This is a genomic window from Halohasta sp. A2 (assembly GCF_056175805.1).
On sequence record NZ_JAQFWV010000021.1, the window covers coordinates 23,437 to 49,484 of the forward strand.

The 26,048-nt window shown below is 60.8% G+C and carries 29 protein-coding genes and 2 tRNA genes; 17 read left to right on the top strand and 14 right to left on the bottom strand.

The window, feature by feature from the left end:
• Window positions 1-672: 672 nt before the first annotated feature.
• Both O2S87_RS08365 and priS read right to left on the bottom strand, forming a co-directional pair.
• Window positions 673-1,644, bottom strand: coding sequence for a DNA replication complex subunit Gins51 (locus tag O2S87_RS08365; RefSeq protein ID WP_475408339.1), 972 nt, complete (start codon window positions 1,642-1,644; stop codon window positions 673-675).
• Entirely contained in the window at window positions 1,641-2,795 is a 1,155-nt protein-coding gene (priS, locus tag O2S87_RS08370) for a DNA primase small subunit PriS (RefSeq protein ID WP_475408340.1), read from the bottom strand. The genes O2S87_RS08365 and priS overlap by 4 nt, the downstream gene beginning before the upstream one ends.
• Window positions 2,796-3,019: 224 nt before the next feature.
• On the opposite strand from priS, the gene O2S87_RS08375 reads away from it, so the two are divergent.
• The 5 genes from O2S87_RS08375 to O2S87_RS08395 all read left to right on the top strand — a co-directional run bounded on the left by O2S87_RS08375 (window position 3,020) and on the right by O2S87_RS08395 (window position 5,170).
• Window positions 3,020-3,529, top strand: coding sequence for a YciE/YciF ferroxidase family protein (locus tag O2S87_RS08375; RefSeq protein WP_475408341.1), 510 nt, complete (start codon window positions 3,020-3,022; stop codon window positions 3,527-3,529).
• 79 nt (window positions 3,530-3,608) lie between these two features.
• On the top strand, window positions 3,609-3,923 hold the full coding sequence (locus O2S87_RS08380; protein WP_475408342.1) for a DUF5785 family protein: 315 nt from the start codon (window positions 3,609-3,611) through the stop codon (window positions 3,921-3,923).
• A 93-nt stretch (window positions 3,924-4,016) separates the two neighbouring features.
• Window positions 4,017-4,592 (top strand): CBS domain-containing protein, encoded by a 576-nt coding sequence (locus O2S87_RS08385; protein ID WP_475408343.1) that lies wholly within the window; start codon window positions 4,017-4,019, stop codon window positions 4,590-4,592.
• Entirely contained in the window at window positions 4,592-5,083 is a 492-nt protein-coding gene (locus O2S87_RS08390; RefSeq protein ID WP_475408344.1) for a GNAT family N-acetyltransferase, read from the top strand. The genes O2S87_RS08385 and O2S87_RS08390 overlap by 1 nt, the downstream gene beginning before the upstream one ends.
• 13 nt (window positions 5,084-5,096) lie before the next feature.
• Window positions 5,097-5,170: transfer RNA gene (locus tag O2S87_RS08395), tRNA-Thr, on the top strand.
• A gap of 7 nt (window positions 5,171-5,177) precedes the next feature.
• Here the strand turns inward: O2S87_RS08395 and O2S87_RS08400 are convergent.
• From O2S87_RS08400 to O2S87_RS08420, 5 genes are all read right to left on the bottom strand, one after another.
• A complete protein-coding gene (locus tag O2S87_RS08400; protein ID WP_475408345.1) occupies window positions 5,178-6,242 on the bottom strand; it encodes an Mrp/NBP35 family ATP-binding protein in 1,065 nt (354 codons plus the stop codon).
• Window positions 6,243-6,316: 74 nt separating this feature from the next.
• Window positions 6,317-7,081 (bottom strand): isopentenyl phosphate kinase, encoded by a 765-nt coding sequence (locus O2S87_RS08405; protein WP_475408346.1) that lies wholly within the window; start codon window positions 7,079-7,081, stop codon window positions 6,317-6,319.
• Window positions 7,082-8,098 (bottom strand): mevalonate kinase, encoded by a 1,017-nt coding sequence (gene mvk / locus O2S87_RS08410; protein WP_475408347.1) that lies wholly within the window; start codon window positions 8,096-8,098, stop codon window positions 7,082-7,084.
• A gap of 230 nt (window positions 8,099-8,328) precedes the next feature.
• A complete protein-coding gene (locus tag O2S87_RS08415) occupies window positions 8,329-9,849 on the bottom strand; it encodes a globin-coupled sensor protein (RefSeq protein ID WP_475408348.1) in 1,521 nt (506 codons plus the stop codon).
• Window positions 9,850-9,928: 79 nt separating this feature from the next.
• Window positions 9,929-10,837, bottom strand: a complete 909-nt coding sequence (locus O2S87_RS08420; protein WP_475408349.1) for a metallophosphoesterase — start codon at window positions 10,835-10,837, stop codon at window positions 9,929-9,931.
• Here O2S87_RS08420 and O2S87_RS08425 point away from each other — a divergent pair.
• From O2S87_RS08425 to O2S87_RS08440, 4 genes are all read left to right on the top strand, one after another.
• On the top strand, window positions 10,815-11,768 hold the full coding sequence (locus O2S87_RS08425; protein ID WP_475408350.1) for a hypothetical protein: 954 nt from the start codon (window positions 10,815-10,817) through the stop codon (window positions 11,766-11,768). The two genes, O2S87_RS08420 and O2S87_RS08425, sit on opposite strands and share 23 nt — an antisense overlap.
• A gap of 99 nt (window positions 11,769-11,867) precedes the next feature.
• A complete protein-coding gene (locus O2S87_RS08430; protein WP_475408351.1) occupies window positions 11,868-12,947 on the top strand; it encodes a phytoene/squalene synthase family protein in 1,080 nt (359 codons plus the stop codon).
• A gap of 100 nt (window positions 12,948-13,047) precedes the next feature.
• Window positions 13,048-13,254 carry a DUF1918 domain-containing protein gene (locus tag O2S87_RS08435; protein WP_475408352.1) on the top strand — a complete coding sequence of 69 codons (207 nt, stop codon included), beginning with the start codon at window positions 13,048-13,050 and terminating at the stop codon, window positions 13,252-13,254.
• Between the two features lie 78 nt (window positions 13,255-13,332).
• The gene (locus tag O2S87_RS08440; protein ID WP_475408353.1) at window positions 13,333-13,764 is read left to right on the top strand and encodes an RNA-binding protein; all 432 of its coding nucleotides are present in this window, start codon (window positions 13,333-13,335) and stop codon (window positions 13,762-13,764) included.
• 9 nt (window positions 13,765-13,773) lie between these two features.
• On the opposite strand, the gene O2S87_RS08445 is transcribed toward O2S87_RS08440, so the two are convergent.
• Complete coding sequence (locus tag O2S87_RS08445) at window positions 13,774-14,337, bottom strand: thioredoxin family protein (protein ID WP_475408354.1); 564 nt, start codon at window positions 14,335-14,337, stop codon at window positions 13,774-13,776.
• A 163-nt stretch (window positions 14,338-14,500) separates the two neighbouring features.
• A complete protein-coding gene (locus O2S87_RS08450) occupies window positions 14,501-15,409 on the bottom strand; it encodes an AEC family transporter (RefSeq protein ID WP_475408355.1) in 909 nt (302 codons plus the stop codon).
• Window positions 15,410-15,575: 166 nt separating this feature from the next.
• On the opposite strand from O2S87_RS08450, the gene O2S87_RS08455 reads away from it, so the two are divergent.
• Window positions 15,576-15,875: a winged helix-turn-helix transcriptional regulator gene (locus O2S87_RS08455; RefSeq protein WP_475408356.1), complete on the top strand. Its 300-nt coding sequence runs from the start codon at window positions 15,576-15,578 to the stop codon at window positions 15,873-15,875.
• Between the two features lie 65 nt (window positions 15,876-15,940).
• Here the strand turns inward: O2S87_RS08455 and O2S87_RS08460 are convergent, their stop codons facing one another.
• Window positions 15,941-16,366, bottom strand: coding sequence for an EamA family transporter (locus O2S87_RS08460; protein ID WP_475408357.1), 426 nt, complete (start codon window positions 16,364-16,366; stop codon window positions 15,941-15,943).
• Window positions 16,367-16,480: 114 nt separating this feature from the next.
• On the opposite strand from O2S87_RS08460, the gene O2S87_RS08465 reads away from it, so the two are divergent.
• Window positions 16,481-16,969, top strand: coding sequence for an Lrp/AsnC family transcriptional regulator (locus tag O2S87_RS08465; RefSeq protein WP_475408358.1), 489 nt, complete (start codon window positions 16,481-16,483; stop codon window positions 16,967-16,969).
• A complete protein-coding gene (locus tag O2S87_RS08470) occupies window positions 16,966-18,111 on the top strand; it encodes a pyridoxal phosphate-dependent aminotransferase (RefSeq protein WP_475408359.1) in 1,146 nt (381 codons plus the stop codon). The genes O2S87_RS08465 and O2S87_RS08470 overlap by 4 nt, the downstream gene beginning before the upstream one ends.
• Window positions 18,112-18,211: 100 nt before the next feature.
• Here O2S87_RS08470 and O2S87_RS08475 read toward each other — a convergent pair whose 3' ends face one another.
• From O2S87_RS08475 to guaB, 3 genes are all read right to left on the bottom strand, one after another.
• A complete protein-coding gene (locus O2S87_RS08475) occupies window positions 18,212-18,490 on the bottom strand; it encodes a hypothetical protein (RefSeq protein ID WP_475408360.1) in 279 nt (92 codons plus the stop codon).
• A gap of 119 nt (window positions 18,491-18,609) precedes the next feature.
• Window positions 18,610-19,212, bottom strand: coding sequence for a HalX domain-containing protein (locus tag O2S87_RS08480; protein ID WP_475408361.1), 603 nt, complete (start codon window positions 19,210-19,212; stop codon window positions 18,610-18,612).
• A gap of 234 nt (window positions 19,213-19,446) precedes the next feature.
• Entirely contained in the window at window positions 19,447-20,937 is a 1,491-nt protein-coding gene (guaB, locus tag O2S87_RS08485) for an IMP dehydrogenase (RefSeq protein WP_475408362.1), read from the bottom strand.
• Between the two features lie 301 nt (window positions 20,938-21,238).
• Here guaB and O2S87_RS08490 point away from each other — a divergent pair, with 301 nt between their 5' ends.
• The 5 genes from O2S87_RS08490 (at window position 21,239) to O2S87_RS08510 (ending at window position 23,943) form a co-directional block, all read left to right on the top strand.
• A complete protein-coding gene (locus O2S87_RS08490; protein WP_475408363.1) occupies window positions 21,239-21,439 on the top strand; it encodes a DUF8099 family protein in 201 nt (66 codons plus the stop codon).
• A 6-nt stretch (window positions 21,440-21,445) separates the two neighbouring features.
• A complete protein-coding gene (locus O2S87_RS08495) occupies window positions 21,446-22,525 on the top strand; it encodes a DUF5794 domain-containing protein (protein WP_475408364.1) in 1,080 nt (359 codons plus the stop codon).
• 71 nt (window positions 22,526-22,596) lie between these two features.
• Window positions 22,597-22,821: a DUF5795 family protein gene (locus O2S87_RS08500; RefSeq protein WP_475408365.1), complete on the top strand. Its 225-nt coding sequence runs from the start codon at window positions 22,597-22,599 to the stop codon at window positions 22,819-22,821.
• Window positions 22,822-22,900: 79 nt separating this feature from the next.
• Window positions 22,901-23,079, top strand: a tRNA-Trp gene (locus O2S87_RS08505).
• 327 nt (window positions 23,080-23,406) lie between these two features.
• A complete protein-coding gene (locus O2S87_RS08510; protein WP_475408366.1) occupies window positions 23,407-23,943 on the top strand; it encodes a GNAT family N-acetyltransferase in 537 nt (178 codons plus the stop codon).
• Between the two features lie 148 nt (window positions 23,944-24,091).
• Here the strand turns inward: O2S87_RS08510 and O2S87_RS08515 are convergent, their stop codons facing one another.
• On the bottom strand, window positions 24,092-25,591 hold the full coding sequence (locus O2S87_RS08515) for a methyl-accepting chemotaxis protein (RefSeq protein WP_475408367.1): 1,500 nt from the start codon (window positions 25,589-25,591) through the stop codon (window positions 24,092-24,094).
• Between the last annotated feature and the right edge of the window lie 457 nt (window positions 25,592-26,048).

Genomic DNA, 26,048 nt, shown 5'->3' on the forward strand with positions numbered 1-26,048 from the left:
TCGGTGTGCAGAGAGTCGGCTTGAGAGTGGTAGACGCAAGAATAACGATCAGGCACAGCCCAACCACAATCTCCATATTTGTTATAAGATTGGACGGAAACTGCATCTGATTCTCATGACAGAGACCGTTGCTTCAATTCGAAGCTACTGAGCAACTAGTAATAATATGTTTGCGAGCAATTTAATGAACTGTTCTCAGGACTAGTATATAAAAGAACCTATGATAGTTGGATTAATGGTTAGAGGATTAAATTAATCTATTTATAAGTAAGCCGATTTTCCGGATGGATTTCTCACTCGCGATTGTGTTGTGGCCTGTTTCACCGGAAACGTGGTGTGTGACTCTCACCGTATCTAACTGCTGTTTTGACTCTCTGGACCGAGTACCGTCGACGGATTCTGGTCGATTGGCTATCACGATATTTCACCGGAAACGTGGTGTGGCTGTCAGGTGCCGGTACGTGATCGGTAGCTACGAATCAACCTTATCGACACTCATTCGTTTCACCGGAAACCCGGTGTGGGTTCGTTCGCTTAGGCACCACACGTTGGCTATTGGCGTACCAGGGTTCGGACGGTTTGCGGCTCGATAGAAACAGATCGTGAGTGAGGATGAAGTGTAATACTGACCAGACCTCGAATCTCCAGCCGAAATAGACTGCTACTATGCGATCAATCGAGTCTCAGTGCAGCGTCTCGCTCCACGAGCGGGTCCGCGTTTGCTTTCGGTAGCGTGACGACATCCTCGGATCGAAGCGTGTACTCGCGGCCGTCGACGCCGAATATCTCGCCGACGTCTCGCGTGATACGGAGCGTGGTTCGATCGTCGGTTTCCTCGGTTGTTGCTTCGCGTGACGAGGTCGACTCGGTCGCTTCGGGTTCACGAGCTATCGACTCCGATTGGGTCGACTCGGAAGGTACATCGGTTGTCCGTTCGGCGTTGGTAGTTTCTGCGACGGGATCGGGTTCTGACGAGAGTTCGTCAGCGTTCTGACCCGACGTTTGTTCGTTGTCAACCGTTGACCTGTTTTCGGCCGGCAAATCAGTGGTTATCGACTCGGCCGGTTCAGAATCAGACCTCATCGCGTCGGCGAGCAGACTGTCCGTCGACGAGCTATTCGTCGAAGTGTCTTGAGAGTCATCCTGCGAATTGCCCGGAGGAGTTTCCGGTGAGTCGACCGATGACGGCTTGACGCTGTCACGCGGCTCAGGAGATGGCGTCGTCGACGCAGCCGTCGACGTCTCGGCCGGGGAGTGGTTGCCCGAAAGCACGTCGAGCACGGACCGTTTGTTTTCGGTGATTCGGTCGACTAGGTCCTCGAACAGCGCGCGCTCCTCGCCGGTCATCCCCTCGTCGTCGACCGGCATCTCGGCGGCGGCGAAACTGGCGAGTTTGACTACCTTGCCGACGCGGCGTTCGTACACCGCTTCGGCGACCTCTTCGGCGGTTTCGAGCTCGTCGGAAAGCCGTCTGACCTCGTTGTCCGAAAAGGGATTGTCGACCTGTTCGGCGCGACGGTCACGGCTGGCCTGCAGATCCTGAATGTAGGCCGCAACGTCGCCATAAAACGAATCGCGCAGCTGCTGGAGGCTGTCCTTGCGGCGTTCTTTCGATTGGACCGTCCGAAGCTCGTCGAGATTCATTGTTTGTCCGCCTCGCCGCGCGCCATCAGAAAGACGCCGACGAACTCTGTTACTTCGTGCTCACCCGGCTCCAACTTAGTTATATCGCCGTCGAGTTCGACGCGACACGGCTCGTCGACCGTGATCTCGACCTCTCGACTCCGGAACGGCTCGGGAATCGCATCGCGAAGCGGATCAAAGCCGTCGAGCTCGTCGCGTGCGAGCGGTTTGACGACCAGCCCACTTCCACCGTGAAGGGTTTTCGGTAATCGGATGAGTCGGTGCGTATCGGTCGTTACCGGTTCGTCGATCGGCGCGGTTTCGGTCTCGATCACGCTGGCGATGAGTTCCTTCGTGAACTTTCGGATTCCGGGGCCACCAGCCTCCATATTCCCCGTTCGAATCGCATCCGGGTTTTTCTCCAGTGCAGTGAGGATCGTCTCGGCGCTTTTGTCGCCGATTCCGTCGATCTCTTTGAGTCGACTCGCTGCCTCGGTTTCGTCGAGCGATTGTAACTCCGCAGTGAGTTCGAGTAGCTGCTGATGGACTCTGCGGCCCCAGCCACCGGCTGTTTTCAACATGCGTTGGTTCGTCGGCCCCGGAGAGACCGTCCGAATCAGCCCATCCGTATCGAGATCGTTCGCGAGCACGTAGTCGACGATCTCCCGACGAGCGTCGCTGTCGAGGTCCTGAATCCCCTCGTCGCGGACGTGGACGTGGTAGCCACGACCACCTGAGAAGACGACCTCGACGTCCTCGAAGCCGAAGTCGTCTTCGACGAACGCCAGCAGCCGAAACAGGGCGTCCTTGCACGCCGCCAGCATCTCGGCGTACGTCGACTCGTCGGGGTCGATGCTGGGCAGGTGGTCGGCATCCAGATCGAAGACGAGATCAGCCCCGCGCCACCCTTTTTGTGCCATCGTGCTGGCGCTCGGGTCGGTGTAGCGGGCGGCCGAAAAGTAGGCGTGCCTCGGGGCAGTTCGAGCGAGAAAATCGTCAACGTCGCCGAGGTCCAACTGGGACTGGTGGCGAACCATCGTCGTGCCGGTGCCGGGCGTCCACGGGATGTGGCCCCACTCGCGCTCGTTTGCGGCCGGCGGCAACCGCACTGTCGACTGGCTGTAGTAGTCGCCAAATCGGTCGCTGAGGTACTCTCGGGTGCGGTCGTCCATTACGGTCGACCACCGGTTGCTGTGGACGGGCTAAAGTCGTTACCGTTCGGCTTTCGAGAGCGTCTGTCGACGTGATCGCTTGTGTTCATAATTAAAAGGATACGGCATACCAGATACATACCGGGTCGACTGGCTACCAAGAACCGATAGCCGGTAACCGACTGCCGAGAAAGCTGGCTGAACACTTACCCACCGAAGCGTGGAGTAGTTGAGATGTGGTCCACATGACCGTTGAAACCCTCCACGACAAGTTCGTGTACGAACTCCAGCAACTGTACTACATCGAGAGCGAACTGGTCGACATCCTCGACGAGATGGAACAGTCGACGACTGACGACGAGATCGCCACGGGCTTCCAGAAGCACCAACGCGAGACCGCCGAGCAGGCCCAGCGGCTCGAAGCTGTCTTCGAGGCCCTCGATGAACAACCCGAACCACGTCAGTGTTACGGCCTCGATGGGCTCATCGAAGACCGCCAGGAGTTCCTCGACAACGCGGCCGAAGACGAGGACCTGATCGACCTCTACAACGTCGGCGCGGGGATGAAAGTCGAGCGCCTCGAAATCACCGCCTACGAAGGTCTCCAGAACCACGCCGACCGCCTCGACCTCCCAAACGAGGTCACCGAACCGCTCGACGAGAACCTCGACGAGGAGAAATCGACGCTTAAAGAACTCAACGGAACCATGAGCGGCTCGACGATTCAACAGCTCTTCGGTCGACTGACCGGCTGAACGAAGGGTGCAACATTTTTTGAGCCGAGCCAACGGGTTCGAGCGTAAGACTAACCATCCACCGTGGGAATGAGTGTGTATGGATTGGCCACACGATCCCGATGGCGAACAGGGCAGCGAGGGCGGACGCCAGTACGGCCACGCAGTAATCGCAAAGAAAGTCGACGAAGAAGGCGACTTCCCGCTCGATAGCGAGGCGTTCGTTGCCGAGTTCGGTGATGACCCGATCCGGATCGACCACGAGACGGTCGTCTCGCTCCGCGAGATCTTCGAGCACGTCGAGGAGTCGGAGTTCAGCGATATCGTCGACATGCACCAGGCCGTCGGCCGGGCGATGCGCCGCGGTGGCTACTGGTTCTACGAGGGCGCAGACCAGTTCAGCCGAACCCGATAACTCGGGGACAGCGGCCCAACTACCCTGTTTCGATCGACTCATTATTAATGGTTCTGCATGGGGATTTTAGCCAGTTCGAACGAACAGGTAGCCATGCGCAATGGAATCACTGTCCGTGACGTGATGAACCGCGAGTTCGTCGGTGTCAGCGAGTCGGACACGCTCGCCGAAGCCGCCGAACTGATGGCAACCGAGCCAGCCGAGGCTGTCGTCGTGCTCCGGGGTGCCGAACCGATCGGAAGCCTGTCGACCGCGACGGCGATGGCGGCGATGCTCGAAGGCGATCCTAACGAGCGGGCGGTCGGCGAAGTGATGGAGCCCACGGTGTCGACCGTCGAGCCGACAGCGCCGTTGTCGGATGCCGCTAGACAGCTCGTCGAACGGGGGACAACGCACGTGCTGGTGGTCGACGATAACCAGGCAGTCGGTCTGCTCACCGAGCGCGACGTGCTAGCCGCGAGCGAACCCGGGGACGCTACAGGTCGACCGGCGACCGCCGAGGCCATGGTTACTGGTGAGCCAGAGATAGGCGAGGTGACCGGCGAACCGGCAGATGAACCCGTTTCGGAGGGCTCGCTCCAGAGCATCTGTGAGGTCTGTGGCTCGCTAACCCCTGAGCTGTCGACGGTCAACGGCCAACTCATCTGCCCGGACTGCCGCGCCTACTGATGGAGATCGAACGGCCAACGATCAACGATGTTCCAACGCTCGTCGACTACTGGGTCGAACTGGCGGCCGACCAGCGACAGTACGGCTCGCGACTCCTTACTGACCCAAACCGCAATGCGGTCAGAGACGCCATCGCCCGCCACGTCGTCACCAACGGCCTGCTGGTCGCCCGCCGAGAGAACTCATCGGACGAGATAGTTGGCTTTGTGATGTACCACATCGAGGATGGACGCTACCAACAGGACCGGACGACCGGCGTCATCGTCAACCTCTATGTCAGACCCGACACGAGAAACGAACGAATCGGGAGTGCGCTGCTCAAAGCCGCCGAGGCCAATCTCGCCGGCGAGGGTGTCGACACGGTTCGGTTAGAAGTGCTCGCGTCCAACGACGCCGCCCGGCGGTTTTACGACCGCCACGGCTACCGGGATCACCGGATCGAACTGGCAAAGTCGATTCAAAACGATACACACTCAAAGGGGGGCCCGTAATCGTTGGATGCGTGCTAGGAGAGCATGGGGGGTTCATGCACTCGACTTGTAATCGAGACTTCCGGGGTTCAAATCCCCGTCCTAGCTTCTGATTCTACGGCGAGTTCGACGGCGCGTTGACCGCTTGGACGTGTCGACGCCGAATGATTCCGACGTTGTTCGCAACGTTTTCGGTGAGCGTCCTGAAGGCGTCGGCCGTTTCGCCCTCGTCGAGAACGACCGGCTCGCCGCCGTCGCCACCGGCCCGGACGGCCGGATCGAGCGGGATCGACCCTAAAAACGGAAGCTGTTCGTCCTCGGCGAACTCCTCGCCACCGCCGCTACCGAAGATGTCGTGTCGACCGCCGCAGTCGGGACACCGGAACTCGGACATGTTTTCGGCGATTCCCAACACGGGCGTTTCGTGTTGGCCGAACATCCGCAGGCCCTTGAGTGCATCATCCAGTGCGACCTGTTGTGGCGTCGTGACGATCACCGCGCCCGTCAGCGGGAGCGTCTGGAGGACGGTCAGTTGGGTGTCGCCCGTTCCTGGTGGGAGGTCGAGCACGAGGTAGTCGAGCTCACCCCAGTCGACGTCATCGACGAGTTGGGTGAGGATCTTGTGGACCATCGGCCCGCGCCAGATAACTGGGTCGTCGGCGCCAACCAGAAAGTCCATGCTCATCAGCTTCATCCCGTAGCGCTCGGGCGGAATGAGCGTTTTGTCCTCGGTGGCCTCGGGGCCCTCGTCGCTTTTGACCATCCGAGGGACGTTGGGACCATAGATGTCGGCGTCAAAGAGACCGACCCGTGCGCCGAGTTGCGAGAGTCCTGCGGCGAGATTCACCGCCACGGTCGACTTGCCGACACCACCCTTGCCCGAAGCGACCGCGATGATGTTCTGGACGTTCGGCAGCACCTCGTCGTCAGAGCCGAGCGACTTGGGGAGTCCGGCGCTGATCTGGAGGTCGACATCGGGTGCTTTCTCGGCGAACACATCGCGGACAGCGTTGGCGATCTGCGATTCGTGTGGCGAAAAGGGCGCGCCGAGGGCGAGCGAGATCTTGACTTCGTCCCCATCGGCGTCGACCGCGTTGACCAAGCCAAGCGAGACGATGTCGTCACCGAGATCAGGGTCCGAAACCGTCGACAGGAGTTCGAAAACGGCGTCGTCGTTCATGTCGGAGAGTCGGTGCGACCGCTGAATAAGGATTTGGTACGCACCTTCGACAGACGGTCGACCGCGATAGTCGATTAGTGGCCGTCGACCAGCGTCCCTGCTGACTCTCTATTTAAAAAGGCCGCAACCGCGTCAGGTCCAAACACGTGCGCTGGGGCACCCAGCGCGAGGAGTTCGCGAACTTTGGCTGCCATCCCGCCGCTGACGTCGGTCGACTCGCTTTCGCCGAGCACCGACTCGACCTGCTCGAACGAGCTGATCTCCTCGATTACGTCGCCGTCGTCGTCCAATACGCCCGGGACGGTCGAACACAGGCCTACGCGGCTCGCACCGAGCGAGTCGGCGAGGCTGGTCACGATCTCATCGCCGCTGAGGACCGTCACGCCTTCGCCTGCGTGGGCGATCACATCGCCGTGCAGAACCGGGACGAACCCCTCACCCAGCAGGCCCTCAGTGGCCGTCGCGGGCAACGAAAGCCGGCCGTCGACATCGCGCGCCGCAACCGACAGTGGATGAACCGGCACGGCAGCCACGTCGCGCGCCAAAAGGCGGTCGACCACAGTCCGATTGAGCCGCTTCATCGCGCCGTGAATCTCGTTTGCTGCGTTCGCGTCGGTGGTTCCATCGGTCGTCGACACGTCATGCTCAGCGGCGTGGACGTGGCCGAAACTCCCGCCGCCGTGGACGAGCACCAGCCGGGGATGTGTCTCTTTGTCAAATGCGGCTGCGACCGCATCGAGGACAGTCTCTAACTGCTTTTCGTCGACCGTCTCCGGTTCGTCTTTATTAGTGATCACGCTGCCGCCGAGTTTGAGCACGACCAGTTCGTCTCCGGCCATCTATGGCTCCTCGACGCGCGCGCCGTCCTCGGCGAGCTCCGCACGGAAGGTGTCTTCGCACCCCGGCGTGTACCGGAGGCTGGTCTGGGTCTCCTCGGTCGCATCGAGGGCGACGATACAGCCGCCGCCGCCCGCACCGGTCAGCTTCGCGCCCTCCGCACCGGCCTCTCTGGCAGCCCACACCATCGTGTCCAGCGAGCGCGAGGAAACACCGAGTGCCGAAAGCAAGCCGTGGTTGATGTTCATCAGATCACCGAGTTCGTCGACTAACTCGTCGCTCGCTTCAGCGTCTGGGTCGGCCGCTCGGAGCAGTTGTTCACCCGTCGAGACGATGTCGCCGATCGCCTCGACTGTCTCGGCCGCAAAGTCGTAGCGATCCCGTAGCGCGCGCACGTCGGCGACCAGCTTGCCGGTGTCGCCTGCACCACCGTCGAAGCCGACGACGAACGGGAGCGTGGGCGTCGACAGCGTCGAACAGTCGTCGCCTTCGACCCGGACCGCCCCGCCCATCGTCGAACAGAACGTGTCCGCACGCGAGGCCTGGCCGTCCTGCACCGCGAACTCGGCTTTGTACGCTCGGTCGGCGAGTTCGCGACGGTCGAGTCGGGTGCCAAGCGCCCGCGTGGCGGCGTCGATTCCAGCGACGATAACCGCCGCCGAAGAGCCGAGTCCCGCACCGATCGGAATCTCGCTTTCGATGGTGATGTCGAAACCGGCGTCGGGCACGTCGGCCGCCTCGCGGGCCTGCTGGACCGCGGCGTCGACGTAGCCCATTGCCGCATCGAGAAGGGGTTTCGGCACGTCGACGTCCGGTCGGTCGTTGGTCGACCCGGCGTACTCGACGACGAATCCATCGAGCGTGAGGTCTGCGGCCTCAACGCGGACGTGGCCGTCGTCGCGCGGCTCGGCAGTCACGGTCGCTCGCTTCTCGATCGCACACGGCACCGCCGGTTCGCCGTAGACGACCGCGTGCTCGCCGAACAGATACACTTTCCCCGGCGCGCTGACCGTCGTCATCTCGGCCCCCTGTCGGCTCGCTCAAGCTGCCGGTTTCGATTCATGCTGTATAAATAGGTTACTATGCCGAGGGTTTTTATATGTCCCTATAGAATATCCGGTACGCGAGCGGCGACCCGACTCTCGGGTGGTCACCGCGGTTGAGGTACGGCACTCGCCCTCCTCAAGGGAATTTGGGAATGGACGTCAGATCCGCCATCGGCGCGGATTGTCGTTTTTGAAAGTATGGATCACTCGGTGAGTCGTTGGACTGTCGCCGAGATCTCCTCGATCGTCGCGGCCTGTTGTTCGTTCGCTCGGGCGATTTCTTCGGCTTCGTTCGAAACGGTGTTGGCCTTGTCGACGAGTTGGTCGAGCATGCTGGCGACCTCCTCGGAGCTGGCGGCCTGTTCATCAGTTGCGTCGGAGACCTCTCGGATGCCATGAGCGGTTTCTTCGACCGCGCTGGCGATGTCGTCGAGTAGCTCCATCGCCTCGGTGACCCGATCGACGCCACGCTCGATCTGCTCGGTCGTCTCGTCGAGGCTTTTTACAGTCTGTTCGGTGTCGCTCTCGATCGCCGACACCAGCGATTCGATCTCTTGGGCGCGTTCTTGTGAGTCGCCAGCCAGCGATTTGACCTCGTCGGCGACCACGGCGAACCCCGAGCCCGCTTCGCCAGCTCTGGCGGCTTCGATCGAGGCGTTCAGCGCGAGGATGTTGGTCTGTTCGGCGATATCGTTTATTACCTCGACGACCGAGTCGATCTCGCCGACCCGGTCTTGCAGCTCGTCGACGTCGGCCGAGACCTCTTCGACGGCATCGCCGACGTCGTCCATCACACCGAGTGTGTCGTCGGCTGCCTCCTGGCCGTCTTCGGCGAGCGCTTGGGCACGCTGGCTGTTGTGCTCGACTTCGGTCGCACTGGAGGCGATCTCCTCGACGGTCGCACTCATGTTCGAGACCTCGCCAGCGATCGACTGAATCCGCTCGGACTGCTCGCTTGTGAGCTGGGAGATCTGTTGTGAGGAGCCAGCAACCTCGTCGGACGAGCGACCGAGTTCACTCATCGGCATTTCGAGATCGTCTCTGACTTCTGCGGCCAGTCGCTCGCGTCGGTCGACCTCTTCGGCCAGTCGTGTGCTGTAGGAGTGGATGTAGGTATCAGCGACGACTTGCATATCGAGGTTAATAACCCGCAACACTGCCATAATTTCCGCCCGCAGTTCAGTGAGTTCGTCCTCGACGATCCGGTCGATGTGGTCGACGTCGGCTGCATCGAGGTTCGACCGGAGCCGCTCGCGAAGCCGCTCGGTCGTTTCGCCGGTGAGCAACGGCAAGATGAGGTCGTAGTAGACGCCATACTGGCCGATGTACTGTTTCATCGGCATCTGGAGGATGTCGTGGAGTTTGCCGATCCGCGCCCGGTTGGCGAAGTACTCCCGGCCGTAGTCGCCATCGGCGAGCGTTACGAAGTACGCCTGCTGGGTCTGTTTGAGTGCCTCGACGTTCTTGGGCGACCGCTCGATAACCTCGACGGTCTGGTCGTACTGCAGGAGGTTTTCGTAGAACCGCTCGCCGATCTCCGCGGCGTACTCTTCGAACAGCGGTTGGAGGCTGTTGAGTCGCTCGGCGTCCTCGGGGCCGAAGTTCACGAACTCCTTTCGCCACTCGATTTCCTCCATATCGAGGCCGATCTCACGGACAAGCGATTCGATGTCGACCTGGTCGTTGAGCCCGCCACTGCCGAACACCGCTGCATAGTCAGTCATATCGCTACAATGCTGGATGCGGTATTTATACTTACAGCAAAGATATTCAGTTTTGATACTTGGAATGGCTGTTCTCGCGCTATGAACCGAGCCGACGGTCTCGAACGCTGCCGTCGGCGCGGCGAACAAGTGCAACCAGCCGCTCGGGTGTTTCGACGAACACCGCCTCGCCGCCCGGCGAGTCGAGGCTGTTACGGATGACGTTCTGGCAGTACACCCTCCCGTCGACCGCGGGGCTGTCGTGGCGCGTGTGGCCGACGACCTGCGGCGGCCCATCGCTTGACAGGTGGTCGAAATGGAGCCAGACGAGCCCAGCCTCGGGCCCTTTGAGGTGGTTTCGGCCGACGCCTAACACCACCGGATAATTGTCGACCAGATCGGTCTGCGCCGCCTGATCCGCGTCGGTGCCGATCGCGGCTTGAAGCTCCTTCGTGGCCGCGATCAGCGACTCGTTGACCGTCGACGCGTCGTAGGGGTCGACCGAGCCCGCGTGGGCGTAGGTAACGCTGTGGCCCTCGTAGGCCGCCACCACGTGGCCCGCCGCAATCGCCCGACAGAGCTGCCGCCGGTCGGCGTCGTCGACCTGCCCCGAGTACCAGTCGGTGAAGCCGAACAGGTCCGGCGAGAGCATGAGTGCCTCGTGGTTGCCAAGCGTCACCCGGACGCGCCCCGGAGGGGCCTCGGCGATCAGGCGGCCCACCAGCGCCAGCACCTCGTCGTTGGCAGGCCCGCGGTCGACCAGATCGCCGTTGAACACGAGAACGTAGTCGTTGTCGGCCCAGTGAAGGGTTCCGTCGGCGTCGGCGACCACGACCGGTTCGTAGTCGGGATGGTCGCCGAGCGTTGTCAGCGCGCTGCGGGCCGCGTCGAGATAGCCGTGGATATCGCTGATCGAGACGATCGCGGGTGGTTCAACGTCGGTCGAGAGGGCGTCTACACTATCGCGCAGCGGTGGCTCCACCGCAATGTCGGGGATCGAAATCGGCATTCACCACTGTAGAGGAGGCCACAACACTAATGGCCTGCGGAGCAACCGGTCAGCTACCCCGGCAGTGACGACCGCCGATCACCCTACGATGAAATCCTTCCCTTCGCTTCCCCACGTCGACGACGCGCCTGCCGAACTCCGCGAGTCTGGCCACCTCTGGCTGCTCGAATCCGTCAACGGCGCGTCATTTCGCTTCCGCCTGCTGGAATCAGGACTGCTTCAGTTCGGCGACGCCGAGTGCGTCTACGACGATCCCGACGACCTTCCGGTGCAGTACAGCCACGCCGTCCGGCACATCCGGGAACGACTCGACCGCGAGGCGCTCCGGGCGGCGGTCGACGACGTCGAGGCGATCGTCTTCTTCGGTACGGCGATGCAGTACCGGGGGACCGAATACGACTGGGGCCGAACGCCCTCGTTTCTCGGTTCCGATGTCTGGTCGGCCGACGCCAAGCGGTTCCGGCCGCCGGATGCGGTCGACGGCATCTTTCGACGCCTCGGCCTCGAACCGATCAACGCGGTCGATCAGGAACTGCCTGCCCGTGATTTCCATCCCAGGCGGTACGAAATACCGGCTTCAGCGTGGTATGATGGCCCCGCTGCGGGCGTCGTGATCCGGGACAAACAGGGCCACCGCGCGGAACTCCCCCATCCCGACGCTGGCGTCGACGAGCTACCATCGTCACCGACGCCGACCGAGGTGACGGCTGCCGACCTCGCCGCTAGCCACGCGACCGACCACCGGTTGAGGTCACTCGCCGACGAGTTGACCGAGCACAACCGGCCGGTGACCGTCGACGCGCTCTACGAGCGAACCTGCGAGGCCATCTTCCGCGTGGTCGACCCGCGATTGTTCGAACGCGGCGCGGTCGATCGCGCGTCGCTTGGCTCGGAACTCGCTGCGCTCACACGGCAATTTATTAATAAATAATAATGGTAATCCGACGGACCGTCGGCCTTATTTCGGCTTCGGTCACGAGTCAACCCCAAGAGACTTTTTATGCCCCATACCCAATAGAGGTATACTTGAATGACGGGACACGAATCAAGACCCCCCGGTGTGGATCACGAGGCTGACCTCGAGTGGTGCCACGAGGCGGTCCAAGGGGTCTCTCGGACGTTCGCGCTGACTATCGACGTGTTGGACGAGCCGATGTCGACACACATCTGTCTGGGCTACCTCCTCTGCCGCATTGCCGATACGGTTGAGGACGCAGGCCACATTCCGCCGGAGCCACAGGCAGCCCTGCTCCGGACGTACGACGCGGCGCTCGATCCCGACGACGAGACCGGAATCGAGGCGTTCAACGCCGACGTCGCCGAGTGGCTTCCGCCAGCCGACGGGCGGTCGGCCGACTGGGAGGTCGTCGCCAACGCGCCGCGCGTGATGGCGACGTTCGACGAGCTTCCGGCCGACGTCAAAGACGCGATCATCCCCCCGGTCAGAGAGCTCGTCGACGGGATGGCGATGTTCGTCGACCGCTACGCCAACGCGGGTGGGCTCCGGATCGACAGCCGCGACGAACTCGAAGAGTACTGTTACTACGCGGCCGGGACGGTCGGCACGCTCATTACGAACCTGCTCACGCGAGGCAACCTCGCCGCCGAGCGGCGCCAACAGCTGTACGATACAGCGGTCGACTTCGGCCTGCTTCTCCAACTGGTCAACATTTCGAAGGACGTCTACGACGACTATACCGAGGAGAACAACGTCTATCTGCCCGCCGAATGGCTCGCGGCCGAAGGGATCGGTCAGGACGAAATCGTCGACCCTGAAAAGCGCGACGAGGCTGCCGAAGTCGTCAGCCGTACCGCGAGCCACGCTCAGTCGTTTCTCGGCGATGCCGAGGGCTATCTCCAAGCGATGCCGCTTCGACACGGCAATACGCTGGCAGCATGGGGCGTTCCGTTCCTGTTGGCAGTCGGTACACTGCGGGAACTCACCGCGCGACCCGAAGACGCACTCACCGAACGCGGCGTGAAGATCTCGCGTCAAGAGGTGTTCGCGGTGATGGGGGCGATGCGAACCGGCGGCAAGGAGTCACTGAGCGAACTTCGAAAGACGATCTCGAGACAACCGTACCACCGGGTCGCGAACAAGGCCGACTGAGCCAGGTCGACTGGATTTCAAAACACGGGCTCCGGCTGTCCCACCGGAGTCGACAGTACGAATCCGCGCGCTTTTATTCGTGGTTCCGGAACTGGTAGCTATGAGCTTTGAGAAAGACGACCAGGCCGTGCTGCACGACAAACACAGCGAGTACGACGGCGAGACCGGGACGATCACCCAGGTCATCGAGAACATGTTCGGCGATGCGACCTACACGATCAGCTTCGACGAAGGCCAAGAGACCGGCGTTCCCGAAGACGACCTCGAAGCCGTCGACGGTGCGGCCGACGACGAAGCCGACGAATAGTCCCCGACGACGAAGCCGACGAATAGTCCCCGACCACGAGCCGAGCGCTTTTTCCCTCCAGTCGCCAAGAAGCCAGTAATGCCGAGAGTGCCGTTTCACTACATCGATCTCCGGACCTTCTGCTATGCCACTGAGGACGAAAAACGGGTCGAGGAGGCGATTCGGGCGTTCCTTCCAGATGAGTTCGAGCTCGACCGGATGACCAACACCGGCCACCACGGCGACCGGATCGTGGTGCTCTCGGTGCGCGTCGACACCGCCGACGAGATGCGGCACGTGCTCGACCGGCTGGCCGAGCTCGAAGAGATCGATCGTATACTCGACGAGCTCGACGAGCGCGTCGACGACAACTGCTCGTTTTTCCTCCGGCTCGACAAACAGGCAGCGTTCGGCGACGAGATTCGACTGGGCCCAGGAATTACGCTCCGCGCGAAAGTCGAGGCCTACCCCGCCAAACACGAGGCCGCAGTCGAAAACGCGCGCGAAGCCATTCTCCAATCGTGCCAGTAAGCTCCGGATTTACTCGTCGACCCACTTGATTGAACAGCCGCGCGACGGCAGGTCGTCGTGGTTGACGGCCTCGCCAGCCAGCACGGATTCGATGGCTTCGCGGGCGTAGAACTCGGTCGGCTCGTCGTCGGGATTCAGCGCGTCGTCGAGGCGACCGTGGTAGGCCAGTTGCCACTCGCCGTTCTCGCGGCGGAAGACGAACGGATCGGGCGTGCAGACCGCCCCGTACGCGCGGGCAATATCCTGGGTTTCGTCGTAGAGGTAGGCGTCGTAGGCGATGGTTCCGTCGTCGACCAAGTCGACCATGTGGTCGAAGTCGTCCTCGGGGTATTCGGGGTTGGCGTTGGAGTTGATGCCGACGACGGCGGCGTCGTCGAACTCGGCGGCCAGTTCGTTGAGGTGGTCGAACTTGGCCTGGGCGTACGGGCAGTGGTTGCAGGTAAAGACGATCAACAGGGCGTCGCTGTCGGCGAACGAATCGAGGGTGTAGCTCTCGCCGTCGGTGCCTGTCAGTTCGAACTCGGGGGCCACATCGCCCCGGCTCAGTTGGGAGTCGGATTCTTTGAGTACCATACTCAAGCTACGAACTCGCCGATCAAATCGATTTGGGGTTCGTGTCGATCGATCTGAGCGTTCTGTCGGTCGGCCGATCGGAGGGTTCAGCCGGTCGACCGATCGGAGGATTCTGTCGGTCGACCGATCGGAGGATTCTGTCGGTCGACCCATTGCAGGAGAGTCAGGAGACGAGTGTGATCAACACGAACAGCGAGCCGACAGAGGCGAGGGTGGTTGCAAACACGTTGAGCGAGGCGAACTGGCTGTCGCCGCCGAGTTCACTCGCGAACACGTAGGTCGAGACGGCCGTCGGCGTTCCGAGCATGACGATTGCGGCCGTGAACGTCGCGGTGTCGACGCCGAGCGCCGAGAACGCGATCCACGCCAGCGCGGGCATGACAACGAGTTTGAGGCCGATTACCGAGCCGGTCGCCCGGGGATCGAGCGACGGACCGTCGACCTCCAAGGTCGCCCCAACACAGAGCAACGCCAGCGGAAGCGCCAGCGCGGCCAGTACATCGAGACCGACCGTGATAGGTTGGGCGACAGGCAGCCCAAGTGAGCCGATCGTGATTCCAGCCACCAGGGCAACCAACACTGGATTCGACAGGAGTTCGAGAAGTTGAGCCCGAAGCTGTGTGTCGACGCCGGTGATCGTGATCAACAGGAGGATCGTAATCGGCACCTGTGTGAGCGAGCCGATACCGAGAACCACACTGGCAATCGCGGTCACCTCGGCCTCAAACGTCGCGGCCACAAGCGGAAGGCCGAGATAGCCGAGATTCGAATGGTATGACTGGACCATCGCGACGCTCCGACGGGCAGGGGCGGCACGGTGAGCGTTGACGAGCCACGCGAGTCCGGCAGTCGCACAGAGAACACCAACCACGCCGACAAAGAGCGAGGGCGTCAACAACGCGGCGATGTTCTGGTCGTAGGTTGCCGTAAAGACGAGCGCTGGCAGCGCACCGTAGTAGGCGACGGTGTTGAGCCGCGCCGTCCGGTATGTGTTTAGAATGCCAACCTGACGCAGTCCGGTCCCCACGAGCAGCAGCGCGAGGAGCCCAAGCAGCCGGACGAGAACCTCCATACCCACGTTGGGTGGGTCGAAGGTATGACCTTCTCGATTCGCTCGAATACCCTGCCAGTCTCGGCACCGTCGACAGTTCTGCGTGTGCACGAACTCACAATAATGCATTATAGTAATATACAAAAGAAAAATATTATTATAGTGAATCCCTAAAGGAGAGGTAGCGATGAGTGCTCACGACGATTCGAGACCACAGGCAGTCCGATCACGAGAAACTGCGAGGAACCAGAACCCGGACCGCGTCGACCGATGGGCGGCTGTTCGAGCGCTTCCACCGAGTTCGAAACTCGTCGCGAAGATCCTCGACCGTCACGACTCACTCACACAGACTGAACTCGCCGAGGAGACGTTGTTGTCGACACGAACGGTCAGGGAGGCCGTCACTCGGCTCGAAGAAATCGACGCCGTTGAGTCGCGCGTGTCGTTCCGTGATGCCAGAAAACAGCTATATCGGCTGACTATTTAATATGGCTCTCGTAGCCGTCGACGGCTATCACAAGTTCTCTTTCGATCGCCAGTCGCTTCACGTGCTCACTCGACGGTCACGAGATACACCGCGAGCACTGCGAACCCGATGCCAGCGATTTTTCGTGCCGTGACTGGCTCGTCGAGAAGCGCCATTCCGAGCACCGAACTCGAGACCAAAAACAGCCCGAACACGGGTGTGACAACGCTCACTGGACCGAGTGCAAGTGCCCGGTAGTACGCCAAAATCCCGATAGCGAGAAAGACGCCGGCAGCGACCACATACGAGAGCTTCGAACTGCTGAGATACGGCGTGATAGGCTGGTCCGTCCCAACGACGACGGCCACCGCGGCGACGATCAGGATCGTATTCGAAATGATCGTCGCCACGTCGCTCGGTATCGCATCCGCTCCGGTCGTCGCGATACGCATCAACAATGGGACGAGCGTGTAGGCCGCCAGCGCGACGATAGCCCATGGGAGATAGCTCATGCGAGTAGTCGACTGTACGGGAAGTTATCGGTTCTGAACGGCCACCATCCGTTCGTGATCCTGACACACATCCAGTGTCGCAAATCATATGCGGTCGGAACGGACAGAGATGGTATGGACGCCAAACGCGAACTGCTGGCGCTGCTGTCGACCGACGCCCGCGAGTCGACCGAAGACATCGCCCGACAGCTTGGGGTCGAGGCCGAAACCGTCGAGCAACTCCTCGACGAACTCGAAGCCGAAGGCACCGTCCGCGGCTATCAGGCGGTCGTCGACTGGGACAACACCGACGAACAGCGCGTGGCGGCCTTTGTCGAACTCAACGTCGAACTCGACCGCGAAACGGGGTACGAGGAGATCGCCGACCGCATCGCCCGATTTGACGAAGTCGAGTCGCTCCGACTCGTGTCGGGCGATTACGATTTCGCCATCGAGGTCACCGGCGAGTCGATGCAGGACGTCTCGCGGTTCATCTCGAACCAGATCGCGCCGATTCCGGAGATCACCCAGACGGTGACCCATTTCATCATGCAGACGTACAAGGAGGCGGGCATCGATTTCGGTGATCGTGACGACGACGATCGACTGTCGATCTCACCATGACACTGGGGGCCAACGACCGTGTCGCGGGCGTTCTCGAGTCGGGAATACGGAAATTCTTCGAGCTGGCCGAAGAGCGCGACGACGTGATCTCGCTGGGGGTCGGCGAGCCCGACTTCTCGACGCCGTGGGCCGCTCGCAGCGCCGCCATCCACTCGCTCGAAGCGGGCCGAACCTCGTATACCTCGAACCGGGGGATGAAAGAGCTACGCGAGCTGATCGCGGGCTACAGCCAGCGGTGGGGCCACGAGTACGACCCCGACAGCGAGATCATTGTGACGACCGGCGCGAGCGAGGCCGTCGACCTCGCGCTTCGAACGTTCATCTCGCCGGGTGACACGGTCGCGATTCACCAGCCGAACTATATTTCGTACCGACCGGGCATCGAGTTCGCCGGCGGCATCCCGCTCGGCGTCACGACGACGGCCGAAAACGACTTCGTGCTGACGCCGGCCGCACTGGAAGACGCAGGTGCGGCCGACGCCGACCTGCTCGTACTCTGTTATCCAAACAATCCGACCGGCGCAGTGATGACCGAATCGGAGGTACGTGCAGTCGCCGAGTTCTGTGTCGACAACGACGTCGACGTGATCGCCGACGAGATCTACGCTGCGCTGACCTACGACGACGAGCACACCTCGATCGCGTCGATGCCGGGAATGCGCGAGCGGACGATCGTTATCAACGGCTTTTCGAAGGCTTACGCAATGACCGGGCTTCGGCTCGGCTACGCGCTCGGGCCAGCCGAGGCGGTCGACTCACTGAATCGGGTTCATCAGTACACCATGCTCTCGGCACCGACAACCGCCCAGTATGCCGCCATCGAGGCGCTGCGGAGTTGTGACGATGCAGTCACCGAGATGGCCGCCGAGTACAACCGTCGCCGCCGGTTCGTCCTCTCGCGGTTCGACGAAATGGGACTCGACTGTTTCACCGCCCGCGGGGCGTTCTATGCGTTCCCAGAGTGCGGCGGCGATGACGAAGCGTTCGCCGAGGCGCTTCTCGAACAGGAAGGCGTGGCAGTTGTCCCTGGCAGCGTGTTCGGCGAAGGTGGAACGGGTCACCTCCGCGTTTCGTATGCGACGAGCATGCGGGAACTCAAAGCGGCGATGAATCGGATCGAGTCGTTCACCCAGCGATGGTGAACACACCGGCAAACTGTCGATTTACTGGCACTGGTAGTTTGTAGTAGTACCTTCATACTACGAGTAAGGGGTTCCTAACCCGCCGCTACCGGTCGACCTGTTATAAATCGGGGGCAGTGGTTGTCGTGCGTCGACAGATTTCAGTTCCGATCTGTCGCACCTCGTGATTTGCGGGGAGTCGACCGGTGGATCGAATCTCACGTTCGATCCACGCTGCCAACGTATGCATCGCTTCGGTTCCAGCGACCCGATTGACGTCGGCAAGCGTCTGTTCGTAGACACTCCGTCGACACTGGGCAGTCTGCCGTTCTGTGCTGTGAGTCGGATTCGAAAGCACGTCGTCGATCGCACTCTCGATCTCCCACAGTGCATCACTCACACCCATCGTACATCCGATACTCCGAAGTACCGCAAAAGCGTTCTCACCGGTTTCCTACCAGCTACAGAGTTATCAGAACCGATACATTCTGGAGCTAACTAGGGAGAAGTCGGCTGCAGTCAGTCGAAATCGAACGATTCGTCGGTGGAGTCAGGGGTATCGAACGCCTCATAAAAGCTGACGAACTCATCGTGGTCTCCGAGAGAACCGAGCGTTTCGTCGAGTTCGGCCCGAAGTTCGTCAAGCCGTCGCGAGAGTTCCTGATACTCTTCGTTCTCTTCAAGCGACGAGCGGCCCTTTTCGGATTCGAGCAGTGCCTTTTTTGACGCCAACGAATAGAGTTCCTGAACCCCTTCGTCGTAGGTGGTCCGCGAAAGCAGATCCTCGACCGTCTCTATGAGTGTTTCTCGAGTGACAGGTTTGACGAGATAGGTGTCGAATCCCATCTCGATGATATCGAAGTCGGGTTCAACGGCGGTCACCATCGACACTGGACAGTCGATACCTCGTTCTCTGGCAGCGTCAAGTACTTCATCGCCCGAGAGGCCCGGCATCCGTCGGTCTAACAGCATCACTGATATGTCGTCGCTGAGCTTTTCGAGTGCCTCTTCGCCGCCATAGGCAGTTCGAACACGATAGTTCGCCTTCAGCCACGTGGCATACAGGTCTGCTAAATCTGGCTCGTCCTCTACGACGAGAACGAGTGGACGGTCATCATTCATATCTCCCTAGATCCCTCAGCGCTCACGTTCGTTGTCTGGTAGCCCAAGACATATGAAAATACCTCTTTGATTCTCAGAGTTGTCGACTTGGAGGGCGGATCGGAGTGAGCATACATAGCTTCGGAAGTAGGCGTAGGACTGTGCCAATTTATAGCATGCAACTAGTGATTATAAACGTACTGGTTGGGTTGTCTTTTTCGTAGTAGTTTGTGGCTACCAGAGAGTATGAGTCACCTACTCCGGACTGTAGTTGGGTGCTTCGTCAGTGATCATCACGTCGTGTGGATGGCCTTCGGTCTGGCCAGCCGACGAGATCCGGACGAACTCGGCGCGCTTTTTGAACGCGGGGAGCGTTTCGGCACCGACGTATCCCATGCCTGACTGCATCCCACCGGTCAGCTGGTGGAGTTCCGAGGCGAGCGTTCCTTTGTAGGGAGTTGCGGCTTCGACACCCTCGGGGACGAACTCCTCGTCCTCGTCGGCATCCTTGAGATAGCGGTCACCGCCACCGGATTTCATTGCGCCGACACTCCCCATTCCGCGGTACTGTTTGTATTTTTTGCCGTTCATCGTGATGACGCGGCCGGGTGCCTCCTTAGTGCCCGCAAAGTACGACCCGAGCATGACCGCATCAGCGCCCGCGGCGACGGCCTTGATTGCATCCCCAGAGTAGCGAATCCCGCCATCGGCGATCACGGGGACGTCTTCGGGAGCCGCGACATCGGCGACTTCCGCAATCGCGCTGATCTGGGGCATTCCGGCTCCGGTGACGACGCGGGTCGTACAAATGGATCCCGGACCGATACCGACCTTGATGCCGTCGGCGAAGTCGACGACTTCTTCGGCGGCCTCTCGGGTGCCGACGTTGCCGACGACCACATCGCTTTCGACGAGTTCCTTGATTTCGCGGGCCGATTCGATCACGTTGAGATTGTGCGCGTGTGCGCAGTCGATAAACAGGACGTCAGCCCCAGCCTCGTCAGCGGCGGTCGCACGGTCCGTCTCGAAGGGACCGACGGCGACCCCACAGACCAGCCGTCCGTTCTCGTCGCGGGCGGCGTCCTGATGTTCGCGGCGCTGGAGCACGCCCTGCATCGTAATCAGACCCACGAGATGGTTCTCGTCGTCGACGATCGGGACGCGCTCTATTTTGTACTCGTACATGAGTTCGAGCGCTTCGCGGGCCTCGACGTCGTCGCTGGCGGTAATGACCTCGTCGGTCATCGCCTCCTCGACGGTGTCGGTCTCGCCGACTTCGAGGAACGGTCGGATATCTGTCCCGGAGATAATGCCCAGAACGGTGTCATCATCGTCGACAACCGGCGCACCCGAGACGCCCTCGCGGCTCATCATTCGGTCAACGTCGCTGATCGTCTGTTCGGGGCTGGCGGTCACAACGCTCTCGCGACGAATCATCAGCTCGTCGGCGCGTTTGACACGCTTTACTTCGGCAGCGGTCTCCTCGATGGTCATGTTCCGGTGGAGCACACCCATCCCACCCTCGCGGGCCATCCCGATTGCGGTGTCGCTCTCGGTCACCGTATCCATCGCTGCCGAAAGGATTGGGATCGTTAGCTCGACGTTACGCGAGACACGCGTCGAGAGATCCGCACCGTCGGGCTCGACACGGCTCTCCATCGGGCGGAGCAACACATCGTCGAACGTCAACGCCTCCGGTACCTGTAGCTTCTGAGAGAAAGAACCCTCTGAACTCTGGTTCGCCATATAAATCGTCATCGTGGATTGGGCAAAAACGTTGCGAGTCAGCACGCCCATGGGGATCCAACACACGTAACTTCTGTCAGTATACATCCCTGTGCACCACAACTCTACATGGACAATCATGTAGTTTCTCGAATCTAGCCGTATATTTGTGTGGCGTTTGTCCAAGATATAGCGCTTTATTAGTTCATATGCAGTTTAATTCTGCGTTAATATTTAAGTATAAGGTAGTTATTGGCTGGTAATTGTGCGTGTTTCGCACACCCACACAACGTTTAAGCAGACTGCCCGTTTATTTACAGCCATGAACTCCCAGTGGAACACCGCATCGCGTACGGCCGGTATCGAGCAGCAGCGCTCCGGCATTCGCTTTACAAAGATGTGGACTGAGTTCGCGGTATCCACACTGGGAGCCGCTTTTGGCGGCTGCTTTGGCGGGCGTGTCGACCCTGTTGCCGGGGGCTTGCCTTCATATCGCCGTTTGGTCGATGGTGACGGCCACTAGTTCGAAATGAGTGTCTCACAACACCCGGTCGCACTCCAGTTGGAGCGACGCGTCGGTGGTGCGACGCGCCTGTTGGCGACGGTGATGGCCCTGCCGTTGGTCGACGGCATCTTTGTCGCGCTGCTACTGGCGGGCACGCTGAACACGACGATGGGTATGCTCGAAACCGGGCTGCTCATATTTGGCGGGTCGGCCACGTTGGCAGTGATTCTCGCAGAGATGGACGACAGTCCGCGCGAGATGGTCACCTCGATCCTCATCATTGGGGCCGTGATCGTTCCGTTGGCGGCCCTGCAAGCCGTCTTCGCGCTGACCATCGAGAGCGTGCTCAACATGGTCATCTTCGAACGATTCGCGGGGCTCGTTATTCTGGCGATCGCTGCCCAGACCGCCAGCTCGAAGATCGGCGAGCTGTTGCCCGGTCCGGGTGTGATCATCGCTCTCGGGCTGGTCGCCAGTATCCAGCCCGACGGGTTGGTTTTTGAGTTGTTGGTCGACCCCGAGCTGATCGCGCGAGCGGCCGCAACCGCAGCCATCGGTGTCGGCTTCGCGCTCGTGGTGGCGTTGACCGCCCCACAGCTCCGGGGAAACGTCGACCTCGATCGGTTCCGGTTCGGAAGCTCGGTCGCGCTTGGCGTGCTCGCCCTCCCGATTCTTGGCGTGTTGGAAACCGATGCACCGATCGCGCTGGCCGTGTTGGTCGTCACTGCGCTGTTCGCCTACGACCCCGAGGCTGGAGCGAGCGAGGCTGGCGGCCCATTCGACGAACCTCGCCCGTCTGTGACTCGGCGTCGGTATCGAAGCCGTTCCACCGGGTCAAGCGATCGGACCGCAACGAAGCGATCGTCCGAGTCGACTCGGAATGCGGAACCGATCGGCGAACGAACTGGCAGTAGTCCAGAGTCTACGGTCTCGCGAATCGGCGAGGACGAACACGGAGTCGACGACCGACCGGCACCTGAGGGTGCCGTGATGGCTGGAACCGAATTCGAGACGGACACCGACACCGACGAGATCGCTGTCGAAGGTGGCGATGTGGCCACTGGAACGCCCCGTACCGACGGCTCTCGTGCGCCGTGGCTCTGAGTGTTTCGGCTGATCAGTCGTCGAGAGACGTGTACGGGAAGTTCTTAGGTGGTGTGTCGACAAGGCAGGATATGAGCAACCGTGTCGTCGAAGGACGGATGGTAACCCCCGAAACGCTCGCCGAGCTGATCGAGGGCGATCGACCGATGGAAGCGACCGAGATCGAAGACGCCGACCGTGCGTGTCCGGCGTGTGGCGGCAACGTCATCAGCGTCGGGTATATGCCAAGTGTGACTGCGTTCGTGACGGGCTACAAATGCCAGGACTGCGAGTGGAGTGAGAAAGACGATCAGTAGCTAGAGACCGAAACGTTGGTCGTCGTCTCGGAGTCTGTATCGAAACCTCTTTACAACCGATGCCGAAAGTAGGAGGCGAGGGGACGTGGCCAAGCCAGGTATGGCGACTGACTCCAGAGGCCACGCGCCCGGGACGATACTCCAGACTGATATACCGAGCGACCGACTGATCATCGGCTCGCGTTGACGACCCTCTGGAGTTCCGAGGCGCAGACCGGAGATATCAGTCGATCGGGGGTTCAAATCCCTCCGTCCCCATACCCCCGTTCTCTGAACGGTAAAACCACCTGAGAGCGGAGCCTTGTGTTTTTATTTTATAAGGGAGAATCAAGACTTCAGGTTTGATTTGAACCCCTGATCGACTCCACCTCGGAGCAGTGTTGCGATCAAATAGACTTCACTCCCCGCCGAGCCATACTCGCCAACAATGTCACGCAGTAGCTACCACTGCTGATCGGCTCAGTCGAGTGGTATCTTCGAGATCGTGCCGTGGTGGTACGATCTCTTGATGATCAAGTGGTCGACCTGCAGGCGGGTCGACGTCGATAGATAGTTTCGAGTCGTCAGCAAACAGACTGGAAACTGATGCCACCAATCGTTCGGATCGCTAGCCCGACGGCAGATGCGATCGACCAGTCACAGGCGGTTGCCGACAGCGGTATCGACGCGGCCGCAAAACGAGTCGGTGGCACACCAGCCGACGGTGCAGTCGGCTCGCTGGCCACCATCGCTGCGATCCGCTACGCGGTCTTCGTCGTCGAGCAGGGCATCGACGTAGCGATCGAGTGGGACGGTTACGAGACCCTCGCCGAGCATGTCCTCTTGATCGATGGGGAGCGACCGATCGGAACGGCACGGGTTCGGTGCGTCGACAACGCATTGAAATGTGAGCGAATCGCCGTCAGAGCCTCGGCTCGAGGTGCTGGCTGGGGCGAACGGCTTATGGATATCTGTCGGACGATTGCGCGCGAACGCGGGACCGATGCGTGCGTTCTCCACGCCCAACAGCGTGTCGTGGAGTTCTACAGGCGACAGGGATACAGCGTCGTCAGCGAGCCGTTCGAGGAGGCAGGTATTCTACACGTCGAAATGCGACTCCAGTTGAACGGCAGCAGTAACTAACGTACAGCTATTAGAAAACCAAGGAAAACACAACGGCGAGACGCATGGAGACGGTTTTCAGCGCCGTGTCGACGGCGTTACTCTCCGATCTGAACATCGATTTTCCGGGTGTGGTGACGCGAAACCGATTAGATCGCCGCCCACGGAGCTAATCCAGCCGACAGACGTTGTCGGCCGCCCCGACGTAGAACGATTCGAGCTGGTTCGGAACGCTCGTCACGTCGACGACGTTTACCACGAGGTCCTCGTCGCTGAGGGCCTCGCCGTCGTTGGCGTACGTGTTCTCGCGGACCGCCTGCTCGCCCATCAGATCGAGTTCGCCCGCGATGTTGCCGATCACTACACAGGGACGGTCACGCTTGGCGTCAACCTGGCTGTTGGCCCGCGAGAGGCCGCTGGTCGTCACGTCGATCACGTTCTCTTCGGACCGCCACGAGCCGAACAGGTCGAGGACGAACAGTCGGTTGCTCGCCAGCGCATCGGTGAGCGTGATCCCCGTCTCGCGGTCGAGCGTCGCCCGGAGCGCCGACCGATCGAGTGTTGTGGTCGGTGATAGCGAGACCGCCCACCCGGCGTCGATCGCCGCCGCACAGAAGCCCGCAATCGCCTCGTCGACGCTCGATTCGGCACTTGGGCTGTCGGGTTCGGTCCGGATGACGTTGCGCGAACCGACGGGGAGCCCGCCGGTCGCATCGAACGCGCGGATCCCGGTCGGAACGGTCTCGGCCGCCGCGAGCCGCTCGTCGCGATGTTTGCGGGCCGTCGACAGCGCGTCGTCGATTTCGGCGAGCAGGTCGGTCGTCTGTGCGCGTTCGTCGTGGATATCGCCGACCGACTGCTCGATCTCGCGGGCCGCATCGGAAGTCGTGCGCGTGACGTTCGCCACCCGACTGCTCGCCTCTGCGCCCTCGGTGACCGCCGCAGACACCTCGTCGACGCCGCCAGCTGCTGACGCCATCTCGTTGTCGACGATATCGAGCTGGGATTCGGCAGCTTCGATCTCTGTTGCGCCGGTTTCGACCGCGCCGACCGCCGAATCGAGTGCCTCTGACACCTCATCGGTGACTGTCTGTATCTCGGTGACGGCGGTTTCGATCTCCTCAGTTCGAGACCGCGACTCCTCAGCCAGCGATTTGATCTCGTCGGCGACGACCGCAAAGCCCGCACCTTCGTCGCCGGCTCTGGCGGCCTCGATGCTTGCGTTGAGCGCCAGCAGGTTCGTTTCGCTGGCGATCTGGTCGATCACGTCGACCACCGTGTCGATCCGGTCGATCTGTGCTTCGAGCGTTTCGACCTGGGTTTGGACCTGTTGGGTCGCCTCGGAGGCGCTCGTCATCGCGTCGGTCGCCTCGGTCGTTGCCTCACGGCCGTCGCTCGCCGCCGTTGCCGCGCGATCGGTCGTCTGGCTGACCTCGTCGGCGCTGGCAGCGACCTCCTCGATCGTCGCACTCAGTTCGGTGACGTCCTCGGCGACGTCCTCCATGTCTTCTACCTGCGTCGACGCGGCATCCCTGATCAGCGAGAGCCGCTCGTCGACCGATTCGGCGGTCGAATGGACGACTCCCACCGCACCCTGTGCGTTCGCAATAAGCCCGTCTTCGATGCCGTCGTCGCCTTGTTGTGCCACGTTCGACTGCTCTGGTGCCATTTGTTGCCATGACAAACACAAACGGTACACAAAAACTTTGGTATGGAATACAAAAAATAACGTATTTTAACCGACTAAAGAACGTGAACAAACTAGAGAACCTACGGTTATATTCATTTATTCGATCTTAGTTCTGTACTCTTTAGACAAATGTTTATCTCAATTACTCGGCTCTGCACGTTTAAGTAGGCCCCAACTATACACCGTATTGACAGCAAATGCTGCCGATCACGGACTTCCTATCGTGTACTGATCCGCTGGACGACTTCGACTCGCTGTCATATCACCAGACTCATCACGCCAAAACGTACGTGACAGGTCTTGCTGCGGGGAGTGGTCTGCGCTATGTTTGAATCTACGGAGCGCGTATAGGCGCTAATGAAGGCTTCTCGTCGGACCAAGTTGGTGAAACATCTGTCGGAAAAAGAGCTTGATGACGCGATCAATGAAGCACAAA